The sequence below is a fragment of the Mediterranea sp. An20 genome (genome assembly GCF_002160055.1).
Classification (GTDB): Bacteria; Bacteroidota; Bacteroidia; order Bacteroidales; family Bacteroidaceae; genus Bacteroides; species Bacteroides avicola.
This window is the reverse complement of record NZ_NFJV01000001.1, coordinates 327,662-339,547: the sequence shown is the minus strand read 5'-3', so window position 1 is coordinate 339,547 and position 11,886 is coordinate 327,662. Positions and strand designations below refer to the sequence as shown.

Genomic DNA, 11,886 nt, shown 5'->3' with positions numbered 1-11,886 from the left:
GAAAGGGGAGATCCCGCCGCTGCGCTTGCGCTGTTCCGTAAGTATGTGAATTTGACCGATTCACTTTCCCTTGTCTCTGACTCGGAAAGTATCAGAAGAATGAATGCGCTTTACAATTATCAGTTGCGTGAGCGCGAAAATGCCAGCCTTCAGAAGGCCTACGCCTCACAGACCCGGAATCTGCTGTTCGTGTCGTGCTGCTTGGTTGTCGCGTTGTCCGCTTTCTTGGTTTACCGGCAATACCAGTGGCGGAACCGTAAAATTCTGGCTGCCCGTCTGGACCGTCTGACACGTCAGAAAGAGCAGGCAGAGGCCGACAGCCGGTTGAACAGGCAGGAAATTCATGGTCTGGAAACCGAACTTGCCCAGGAGCGTCAGAAGAGCCGGGAGGCGGCAGCGGAGTATCAGAAACAGCTTCAGGACATGCGTCAGAGCACCGATGCATCCTTCAGGCTGCGAAAAGAGCAGCGCACACAGATACAGAATACGGACATTTATCGGTTATTGGAGGAAAAGGCTTCCTCTGTTCAGGGGAAAGCGGATGTAACAGCCAAAGAATGGCGGGAATTGGAGCGTGTCATCCGGACATTCGACGCTGATTTTCTGCCCAAGCTGGAAGGATTGCCCTATTCCTGGAAGTCGTCCGAGCGCTTGCTTTGCCTTCTGCTGAGAGTCGGTTTTACTCCATCGCAAATCGGAGTGCTGCTGGGCCGTCCTGTTCAAACCATTACCACGATGCGCCGGAGGCTGGCCGAACGCTTGTTGGACAATCTCAAGACACCCAAGGGTTGGGATGATTTTATCTGCTCATTATAAGATATTTAGGATGAATTTGAATACTATTCTGAATACTATCCGCATTGGGTGAATACAACTTTGAATAGTCATTTTTGTTTTTGTTTCTTGCGTGGTTTGGCCGATGTCCTTATCTTTGAGGAAAAACATAGTAGTAGTCGTATTTCCTTGATTCTTAATTTTTATAATGTAATATCATGAATAGATTATCTCGTTATCTTTGGCTGTTGGCAGGCTGTTTGTTTTTTGCCTCCTGTAAGGAAACACAAAAGACTGGCAACATTCCTACGTTCGATTTGCAGAAAGAATATCCTCAGCGGGAACTTGCCTATCAGGATGTGGCCGATGTGGAATACATACCCTTGGAAACTACCGATTCTTCCTTGATTAAGACCCTTGCTTATAAGTTTGTTTCAGATGATAAAATCATTATTTTCGATCCACTGAATGCGGGCTATATGTTTTTTGACCATTCAGGAAAATATTTAGGTTCTTTTTCGCGGAAAGGACAAAGTGGTACGGAATATGTCAACATTTGGGGGCAGACCGTGGATTTTGATTTAGAAGAAATTTATGTGTATGAACAAAGACACGGACTTCCGGGCTATATAAAGGTTTATACATTTGACGGAGAATACAAACGTCGGTGGACTGTTCCCCAAGAAATATCTATTGAGATTGTGAATTACAACAAAGACTATTTGTTTGTGGAAGACGTGCGGGGGGTAGACTGGGATGATAGAGATCCCAGCCATGACCCCTATTATTTGATGTCAAAGAAAACCGGAGAGCTGCAGCCTTTGAGGCTTCATGTGGAAGACCGTTTTCGCAATAATTTGTATTATTCGAAGGAAATAAGTGAAACCTTTACCAGTGTTACGAATATCAGTTTTCCGGTTTGGCCGATTACTCAATGCGGGGAACAACTGTTTGTGGCTGATTTCGGTTTGGATACCATTTATTCCTTAAAAGACACACATTTAGTTCCCATTGCTGCTAAAGAGAACAGAACAACCTCCAAAGGCAATAAGTTTATGACCGAAGTGTGTATGATGACAGACAAGTATCTTTTGTTGCATGCTGTTGATAAGCTAATTTCCTATACTCCCAAATATTACTTGTATGATAGGGAAAATGATAAGATTGAACAGGTTATACTGTATGATCGCGATGGCGTATCGGCATTGGAAGTTGTTTCTGTCAGGGGAGTTTCGCCCAGTTGTGGAGGGGGAGTGTTCCCGGCTCATACAGTAGTTTTTCAATATGGTGCCAGTTATTTGTTGGAAAAGCTGGAAAAGGGCGAGTTGAAGGGCAAGCTGAAAGAAGTGGCCGAGAAGCTGGATGTGGAAGACAATCCGGTGCTGGTGCTGGTTAAATTCAAGGAATAGGCTATATGGCACACAGAGACACGGAGACACAAAGTTTTTGCTTTCTTGTCTACGACTCACAGATCGTTTATCGTCCTCTCGTGTGCGACGAAGCTGCTAACTCTGCATTTGAGCTTGCTAAAGTGCCACTTTAGCGAGCTAAACCTGCATTTTAGCAAGCTAACTTTGCATTTTAGAAGCGTTGAATGGCCTCCTTGGGTCGAAGTGGATGACGCGGATAGGACAGATGGCTGCACACAATAGATGAATACTCCAAACTGCCTTCACGCCTTCACCGTCGTACAAACCGATGTAAATCAGTGGAATATTGTGAAACATACATCCTTCACACAGCTTTCACAGTCCTTTCATCGGCTCTAAGCTATAAGAACCGTATGGCTAAGCGCTGAGTCCTGTGTTTCCAAGCGCTGAGCAATATGCTTTCAAAACGATAGGAAGAAAATCAGGCAAGAATCCGTTCAATCTGTGGCAATCTGCCCGTGAAAGCACCGTGAAGGATGTATGTTTCACAGCATTTCATTCACTCACAGTGATTTGCAAAGGCGTGAAGGCGTGAAAGCAGTTTGGTGCCAAACTTTGTGCAGGAGGATTTTTATGTATCATGCACCTGTTTTGCACCTCATTTTTCATTTATAAAAAATGGCAGCTTACGATTTGTCAAGCTGTTGTATATCAGTAAGATGCTGTGAAACATGCCCGATATTCATTTATATTTTCATTTATATTCGGGAGCAGAATCCGGTTTCACTGAAAAATTGTAAGCAGGCAGGTTTTGCATGATAAAAAACAAAGCAAGTAAGTAATCAATCAGAATTAGTTTATATCAAACACAGAGATACAAAGTTCTGTAACTGTCTGTCGGAAAAAATAACGGGAGGGCACAGAGTCCGCAGCTTCGCCGGCAACCTCAAAGAGGTTGAACGATGCTTAACCGCCGGTGGCTCCCCGAAGGGGAACACCTGCGGATCTATCCTCGCTCTCTCACATCGACCTCGGAGGGGTCGAACCACACATGTCCGGCCACATCCTTCTGACAGACTTATTCCCGATTCATCTATTTATATAGCCTGTTCGCTATCTACAGTTGCTCAGGCTCGTTCGTAAGAATGGGATGGATAAACGGTTCTTTTGGGCAGAATAAACGTGGTTCGACCCCTTCGGGGTCGATGGAAGGGAGGAGGATGAGATAATCCGCAGGTGTTCCCCTTCGGGGAGCCACCGGCGGTTAAGTATCGTTCAACCTCTTCGAGGTTGCCGGGTGTGCGAAGCAAGCAAGAGTCTGACATGCGAGGTTCACCCTCTATGAGATTGTCAGCGCAAGCAGTGTGGCGATATGCGCAATGCTAACCCGCGCAAAGTATGATTGACTGCTTACATTCCGCCCGGCCGGGCAAGTTATCAGTCCTGCTGCCCCACCACGACCACCGGATTGTCTTCTTCCTTCAGTTGCAGCAAAGGCGCCAGGGCAGGGTTGTCTTTGGCTTCGGGGTGTTCTTCCAGCCAGGCCACTGCCTCGTATGCCCCGATAAGGTTGCCTTTGTAGGGCAGGAAGCCGGCAAGGTCGTCTTCTATTTCGTTGCCTATGGTCAGCAGGCAGAGCCGGCCCGTGTTCCGGTTATAGATGCCGTAGTAGTTTTCCGGCTTTTCGCTGTAGATGGCCCGCGAGCAATAGAACCGGATGGATTGCGGCGTTTCCGTCACTTGGGTGATGACCACCTTGTCGCGATAGCCCGTGGTTCGTGTGCGTCCCTCGGCGGGGAAGTGGTAGCTTTCGGTGTGGAAGGCGATGGAGGGTTGCAGACGGCCGTCTTTCAGCACATACACCGTGTCCGAGAAGTCACCGTAGTATTTCACTTCGTTTCCGTAAGCATAAACACTGCCTCCGTTTATGGTGTTCCAGGCCACCTCTCCGCCGAAGGTAGTCAGGGCCATCTGCACGTTTCCTGCCAGCTGTTTCAGGCTGATGCGTCCGTTGGGGGCTTTGATGCTGTCGTATCCGGCCACGGCGTAAGAGTCGGAGATGCTGTCTTTCAGTTGCCCGTCCGGGGTGAAAGAAAGTAGGGCGCACTCCGAGACTGTGGGCCAGCGGTTGCTCTGGCATCCCACGATGAGCGAGTCGGCAAAGGCCCATTGGGAGGGCATGGGGAAAGTGGTGGGCAGCTTGATAAGGCCGTGGTAGCCGCCTTCGGTGTCATATTTTTGCAGTCCGTCCGGTTCGCGGGAGAAATAAAGCAGTCCGTTGTTTGCATGGTAGCCGGCGTAGCCCGTACAGGCTTCGGGGTCCTGCCCGGTATGGCCGACGGTTGCTATGAACTGTCCGGTCTGCCGGTCGAAACTAAGCCACGGGTTCGTAGGGGCAGACGAAAGAATGAGGAGCCTGTCGCCGGCTTCCCGCACGGAAGGATAATCGCCTACCAAGCAGGAATCATTCGTCTCCAGCGGCACATAGCGCACCGAAGTGTAAAGGTCGGACAGTTTCATTTCTCCCTGCGGGTTCTTCAGGGCAGTTTCCAGGTCGATGACGGTCAGGTCTTGGGCGGCTGTTTTCCCGGGCTGTCTGCTGCATGCGGTGAGCAGTATGAGAAGCAGGGCGGTACAGATAATAAGATGTCTCTTCATGATTCATTGTTGTTTATGGTGGACGGAAGTCCTTTTATGCGCAAAAGTAAGGATTTCCGTGTAAACGTCAAAATGCTGTGTCTTTTTATGGCAAAGGAATCGAACACAGAGGCACGGAGACACAGAGTTTTGGTTTTCTTGTCCACGGCCCACAGAGTTAGTTCCCTTTCTCTCGTATGCGGCAGAGCCGCGGACTCTGTGCCCTCCCGTCATTTTTACCGACAGACAGTTACAGGACTTTGTGTCTCTGTGTTTAATATGAAAGTGAAGGACTGTTCCACAAGCTCAGGTCATAGTCTGCTTCTACCTGCTCCTCCAGGTCGTCCGGCAGGGCCGGGAAGAAGTCGATGCCCGTGATGCGCTCCACCTGGTCCACCGAGTTGACGTAGCTGTCTAACGGATGGTTGCCGGACGTGTTCTTGAAGATGAATCCGATGGCGCGCGGCGGGCGGCTGTCGGGAGCGAGTATGACCTTGAAGAAAGCTTCGGGCACGGTGATGCGGTGTTCGTGTCCGATGGTCCTGTGTTTCTGCCTGTACAGGATGGGTCCGCACACGATGTATATCTTTCCCTCCTTTTGTGCCCATTCGCGGCACGCATCTTCCAGTTCCTTCCAGTCGCCCCGGTTCAGGTTGTGGTGTTGCGGACAGATGTTGGTCATGTAGAAACTCTCCTGCATGGCGCGCCAGTGCCAGCGGTTGTCGGCGGCAGGACACATGTGTCCGCGGTCCCAGCCCGAACGTTTGTAGTCGTCGGTGGTCACGGCCACGTCGGCGGGCAGGTCGGGGTCGGGCAGGAACTTGTCCGTGCGGCTCTCCCGCTCGACGAGCTTGTCGGTTGTCAGTTCCCAGGCCACCCAGTTGGGCAGGTTGTGGTGCAGGTTGTAGGACACGGTATATCCGCGCCGCACCAGAATCTTCTCCGGCGTTCCCTCCAACGGGGCGGGCAGCAGCACGTCGTCCGGCAGGGGAGAGGCGGGGTTGCCCGAAGACGGGGCGGCATCCGGCAACTGCAGGCGTTTTTGCCATTCCCCCACAAGGGCAGGCAGTCCTTCTGCGGGGTCGAGGTGCAGGGCGCGTATCAGCGGCTCATAGCCTAAGCAGACGGCGCAGACTAACAGGAGCGTGTAAATCAGCCCCCGCGGACTTTTCTTTTTGGAAGCGGTTCTTTTCTTTCTGGTCATAAGTAAATGTATCTGATTAAATGATACTAAACACAGAGGCACAGAGACACAGAGTTTTTGTTTTCTTGTCCATAGCTCACAGAGTTAATTTTCTTTCTCTCGGTTGCGGCGAAGCCGCGGACTCTGTGCTCTCCCGTCATTTTACCGACAGACAGTTACAGAACTTTGTGTCTCTGTGTCTCTGTGTTTGATATAAACTAATTAAAAGACAGAGGCACGGAGACACGGAGTAAATTTCCCTTCTTTCGGTTGCGGCGAATCCGCGGACTCCCCCCCCTGTATCAGTGAGAAACATAGTCCGGCGCTTACCGGTTCAGCAATGCCGAAGCCCTTTCCAGTGCCACGTTGATGTTGGGACAGATGTTCTCCTTGCCCAGCAGCTCGTAGAAGCCCGATTTCTGCAAAGCCTGGTGCACCTTGTCGTTGACACCGCTGAGCACGACGGTTATCTTCTCCTTCTGCGACATCAGGCAGAGGTTTTCTAAGTTGTGGATGCCCGTCGAGTCGATGAAGGGCACCTTGCGCATGCGGATGACACGCACCTTGGGTCGGTCGCCCAGCCGTGCCATGACCTCCTCGAACTTGGTAGCGATGCCGAAGAAGTAGGGCCCGTTGATTTCGTACACCTCTACGCCCTGCGGGATGCTGATATGTTCTTCGTGCGTGTCGGCGCCGGTATCCTTGTTGGGGTCAATCTCGTCTTTGATGACCGAAATCTCCGTGGTTTCCATCACACGGTGCATGAAGAGCACGCAGGCAATGACCAGTCCCGCCTCGATGGCCACGGTCAGGTCGAACACCACGGTGAGGAAGAATGTGATGAGCAGTACGGTGACATCGGCCTTGGGGTTGCGCAGCAGTGCCCTAAACGTGCGCCATCCGCTCATGTTGTAGGACACCACGGCCAGCACGCCCGCCAGGCAGCCCATGGGGATGTATTGCGCCAGCGGCATGAGCAGCAGCAGGATGAGCAGCAGCACCACGGCATGTATGATGCCTGCCACCGGTGTCCGTCCACCGTTGTTGATGTTGGTCATGGTGCGGGCAATGGCTCCCGTGGCGGGGATGCCACCGAAGAGCGGAGCCACGATGTTGGCTGCTCCCTGGGCGATAAGCTCGGTGTTCGAGTCGTGGCGGTCGCCGACAACGCCGTCGGCAACGGTGGCCGAAAGCAACGATTCGATGGCGCCCAGCACGGCGATGGTCAGTGCCACGGGGAAAAGGTTCTTTACCGCCTCCCAGTCCAGGGTGGGGATGGCGGCACCGGGCAGTTGGGCCTGGATGCTGAAACGGTCGCCGATGGTGTCGATGCCCGTGATGCCTCCGTAGGTCTTCAGCGCCCACACGCCGACAGTCACCACTACGATGGCCACCAGCGAGCCGGGTATCTTTTTGGAAAACTTGGGGGTCAGGATGATGAGTCCGATACTGGCCAGACTGACCAGCGTATTCCACCAGTTCACCGTGTCGAAATGCCTGAAGTAGAGCATCCACTTGCCTACGAAGTCGCCCGGCACCGTCTCTCCGCCGAACTTCAGTCCGAAGATGTCGGCCACCTGCGTGGTGAAGATGGTGACGGCAATGCCGCTCGTAAAGCCCACGATGATGGGGTAGGGAATGAACTTGATGACAGCTCCCAGCTTGAACACGCCCAGCAGGATGAGAATGACACCCGCCATGAGCGTGGCAGCTATCAGTCCTGCCTCACCGTATTGCTGGATGACACCGTAGACGATGACGATAAACGCCCCCGTCGGTCCGCCTATCTGCACGCGGCTGCCTCCTAACAGCGAGATGAGGAAGCCGGCAATGATGGCTGTGATGATGCCTTTCTCCGGAGACACTCCGGAGGCGATGCCAAAGGCAATGGCCAACGGAAGGGCCACGATGCCCACGATGATGCCTGCCAGGAGGTCGGACATGAACTGCGGTTTGCTGTAATGCTTCAGTGTGTCGAAGAGCTTGGGTTGGAAATGAATGGTTTTCATTGTTTATGTCTGTTATCCTTGATTAGTGCGTCTGTTGTTCAGAATGAGGCCGCAAAATTAGATAAAAAGAAGCAAAAAACGACTAAGTCTCCGTCTTTTTTGAAGAACAGGCACTCAATCAGGCTTTAGTTCGTATCAAACACAGAGACACAAAGACACAAAGTTCCGTCACTTTCTGTCGGAAAAAAGACGGGGGGATTGTCCGAGAACTCTTCCGACATTATCATTCTGTCATCCATTCTGTCATTCCGAGCGCAGTCGAGGGATCTCAAGACACGTTCTTGTAGATTTAGTGAGATGGCTCGACTTCGCTCGCCATGACAGACACCTCATTCTCCATTATAGTATAAATGTAAGTTTACCATTGAACATAATGAATGTGTTTTTTGTTATACCAGAAGTGACCTGAAAAATTAAGGAGAAAAAACAGAGATTCAACCAAACTAATATTCATTTACTTTTAAACTACAGATTGATTATGGGAAAAAGCATCAAAGGAACCCAGACAGAGAAAAACCTGCTGACTTCGTTTGCCGGTGAATCACAGGCACGTATGCGTTATACATATTTTGCCAGCGCAGCCAAGAAAGAAGGTTATGAGCAGATAGCCGCCATCTTCCAGGAGACGGCCGACCAGGAAAAAGAACACGCCAAACGCATGTTCAAATGGCTGGAAGGCGGCATGGTAGAGATTACGGCAAGCTATCCGGCAGGCGTCATCGGCAATACGCTGGAGAACCTGCGCGCCGCTGCCGCCGGCGAGAACGAAGAATGGACCAAGGACTATCCGCACTTTGCCGACGTGGCCGATGAGGAAGGCTTCCCCGAAATAGCGCTGATGTACCGCAACATCGCCGTCGCCGAAAAGGGACACGAGGAGCGCTACCTCGCTTTCGTGAAGAACATCGAGACTTCGGGCGTATTTGCCAAGGAAGAGGAAGTGGTATGGCAGTGCCGTAACTGCGGCTATATCTATGTGGGCAAGGAAGCTCCGCAGGTTTGCCCGGCATGTCTCCACCCGCAGGCCTACTTTGAGGTGAAGAAGGAAAACTGGTAACCCGGTTGCCGGAAAAGGCGGGAGGGAGTATCGGAATCAAGTGCTTTCCGGCGCAGGAAAGCACATTCCGGTACTCCCTCTCTGTTTGTCCGGACCCGGCTTTCTGTCTGTGTAAGCTTCGGGCCGGGTGGTTTCCTGTACGCCGGTTTTCGTGCTTTTTATCTGTTTCTGCCTGGTCATGCCCCCTTTTGTCTGGAAAAGGTGGGGCATATTTCATTTTTTTGTCGTATCTTTGTCGGGTATGGCACGCATGACTGGTTAACCGGCGATTTATTACCTGTGACTGAGAGTTTGCAGCCCATGTGTGCGGTGTTTTTTATTCATGTTATTCATGGCAGTTCAGGCTGCTAAAATTAATGGTTGTATTTATGCGTACTTATCGGTGTAAATGTTGGCTGGCAGTCTTGTTGGCATTCCTTCTTCCACTATCGGTTTGGTCCGGTAGCGGTCCAGAGTTTTCCACTGCCGGATTTTATGTATTGCCCCAGACCGGGCGCAGTGTTTACAGCATGAATCCTGACTGGCGGTTTTATAAAGGCAGCTTCGCAGGTGCCGAACAGCCGGATTTGGATGACAGCGGCTGGTCTCTTGTCTCCCTGCCCGACGGACTGGAGTTATTGCCTGTCGAGGCGAGCGGTTGTATCAATTACCAGGGCGAAGCTTGGTACAGAAAGCACTTTACACCCGATGAGGCGTGGCGCGGGCAACGCTTGTTCCTGCATTTTGAAGGCATCATGGGCAAGTCGAAGGTATGGGTCAACGGACACCTGGTAGAGGAGCATTATGGCGGCTTTCTGCCGGCGATTGCCGACGTGACCGATTATGTGGAATACGGACGCGATAATGTCATAGCCGTATGGGCAGACAACAGCGACGATCCCACTTATCCGCCCGGCAAGCCCCAAGGCGACCTGGATTTTACTTATTGCGGCGGTATTTATCGGGATTGCTGGCTGGTGGTTCACGCTTCGGTGTTCATCACCGACCCCAATTACGAGAATGAAACGGCAGGAGGAGGCCTGTTTGTATCATTTGGGCAAGTATCAGATGAGAAGGCAGAGGTAAGGATGGATGTACAAGTGCGTAATTTGTCGGGGCAGGCCTTTGCCGGTACTGTTGTCGGCGAACTGTACGACAGCGAAGGGCGCCGGGTGGTTTCGGTACGGAAAAAACTGGCAGTGCCCCGGGGCAAGGCGCGGCAGGTATCGGGCCGGCTGGAAGTGGAACAACCGCATCTGTGGTCGCCGGATACCCCTTATTTGTATAATCTGCATGTGTATGTGAAAGACGCGGCAGGAAACACCGTAGATGGCTATCGGCGCCGCATAGGCATCCGCAGCATTGAGTTTAAGGGGAAAGAAGGCTTCTGGCTGAACGGTAAACCTTATCCTGAGCCGCTGATTGGTGCCAACCGTCACCAGGACTTTGCCGTGATAGGCAATGCTTTGTCCAACAGCCTGCACTGGCGCGATGCAAAGAAATTGCGCGATGCCGGCTTGCGGGTCATCCGCAACGCCCATTACCCGCAAGACCCGGCTTTTATGGATGCCTGCGACGAACTGGGCCTGTTTGTCATAGTCAATACACCGGGGTGGCAGTTCTGGAGCGACGAGCCGGTCTTTGCACAACGGGTATATGAAGATATACGCAACATGGTACGCCGCGACCGCAACCATCCCTCCGTCTGGCTGTGGGAGCCTATCCTGAACGAGACAAATTATCCCGCAGACTTTGCCCGCCGGGTGACAGACATCTTGCGTGAAGAATATCCCTATCCCTACTGTTATGCCGGTTGCGATGTGACGGCGCGCGGTCATGAACTCTTCCCGGTGCAGTTTGCCCATCCGATTAACGGAGAGGGAGGACCGTTCAGCGTTGACAAAATGGACCCTTCCTTCAGCTACTTCACCCGTGAATGGGGGGACAATGTCGACGATTGGTCTTCGCACAACTCGCCGAGCCGTGCCAGCCGTGCGTGGGGGGAAATACCCATGTTGGTGCAGGCACAGGGATATGCCCGGCCAGATTATCAGCATACGTGCTATGACATGCTGTACCGGACTACACGGCAGCATGTCGGAGGCTGTCTCTGGCATTCGTTTGACCACCAGCGCGGGTATCATCCCGACCCATTCTATGGAGGTATCATGGATGCTTTCCGCCAGCCCAAACTGGCATATTATATGTTTTGTGCACAACGTCCGCCGCAGGCAAATCCACAGTTGAAGGCAGACAGCGGACCGATGGTCTATATCGCCCACAGCATGACACCGTTTTCGCCCCGCGATGTGACAGTCTACAGCAACTGCGAAGAGGTGCGTCTCACTTACTGCAAAGGCGGCAAGACGTGGCTCTACCAGAAGAAAGACACGGCAGGCATGCCCTCTCCGGTCATCACGTTCCAGGGAGTGTTTGATGTGATGAAAGACAAGGCGCTGGCCCGTGCCGGAAAACATGCCGATTCCTACTTGTTGGCTGAGGGTATGATGGAGGGTAAGGTGGTGGCTACGCACCAGGTCTTTCCTGCCCGCCGTCCTTCCAGACTGCTGCTTTGGGTAGACGATGAAGGCGTGCCTTTGAAGGCAGACGGTTCGGACATGGTGGTGGTAGTGGCTGCCGTAGCGGATGAACAAGGCCGTATCAAACGCCTGAACAATGGCGAGGTGCAGTTTGAGATAGAAGGGCCTGCTACGCTGGTGGCCGATTCGGCGACCTTTACCAATCCGGCTCCTGTGCGTTGGGGGACGGCGCCTGTATTGGTGCGTGCCGGGTTGCAGCCCGGTAAGATAAAAATCCGTGCTTCCGTGCCTTGGAAAGGCAAGCATACGCCTGAGTCGGTTGAACTTGTCCTAATCA

General features: G+C 52.2%; 6 protein-coding genes and 1 pseudogene. 4 read left to right on the top strand and 3 right to left on the bottom strand.

All coding sequences use genetic code 11. The features are described from left to right. Both B5F34_RS01380 and B5F34_RS01375 read left to right on the top strand, forming a co-directional pair. On the top strand, positions 1-816 hold an 816-nt coding region (locus tag B5F34_RS01380), incomplete at its 5' end, for a hypothetical protein (protein WP_204245561.1). A 176-nt stretch (positions 817-992) separates the two neighbouring features. Next, entirely contained in the window at positions 993-2,183 is a 1,191-nt protein-coding gene (locus B5F34_RS01375) for a 6-bladed beta-propeller (RefSeq protein ID WP_087334255.1), read from the top strand. 1,398 nt (positions 2,184-3,581) lie between these two features. On the opposite strand, the gene B5F34_RS01370 is transcribed toward B5F34_RS01375, so the two are convergent. The 3 genes from B5F34_RS01370 to sulP form a co-directional block, all read right to left on the bottom strand. Continuing rightward, complete coding sequence (locus B5F34_RS01370) at positions 3,582-4,802, bottom strand: DUF4934 domain-containing protein (RefSeq protein WP_087334253.1); 1,221 nt, start codon at positions 4,800-4,802, stop codon at positions 3,582-3,584. A 253-nt stretch (positions 4,803-5,055) separates the two neighbouring features. Further along, positions 5,056-5,985 (bottom strand): DNA/RNA non-specific endonuclease, encoded by a 930-nt coding sequence (locus B5F34_RS01365; RefSeq protein WP_087334250.1) that lies wholly within the window; start codon positions 5,983-5,985, stop codon positions 5,056-5,058. A gap of 305 nt (positions 5,986-6,290) precedes the next feature. Further along, positions 6,291-7,973 (bottom strand): sulfate permease, encoded by a 1,683-nt coding sequence (gene sulP, locus B5F34_RS01360; RefSeq protein WP_087334248.1) that lies wholly within the window; start codon positions 7,971-7,973, stop codon positions 6,291-6,293. Between the two features lie 478 nt (positions 7,974-8,451). On the opposite strand from sulP, the gene rbr reads away from it, so the two are divergent. Both rbr and B5F34_RS01350 read left to right on the top strand, forming a co-directional pair. Next, positions 8,452-9,030, top strand: coding sequence for a rubrerythrin (rbr, locus tag B5F34_RS01355; RefSeq protein ID WP_087334246.1), 579 nt, complete (start codon positions 8,452-8,454; stop codon positions 9,028-9,030). A gap of 368 nt (positions 9,031-9,398) precedes the next feature. Continuing rightward, positions 9,399-11,849, top strand: a pseudogene (locus B5F34_RS01350) (glycoside hydrolase family 2 TIM barrel-domain containing protein); the annotation flags it as partial. Between the last annotated feature and the right edge of the window lie 37 nt (positions 11,850-11,886).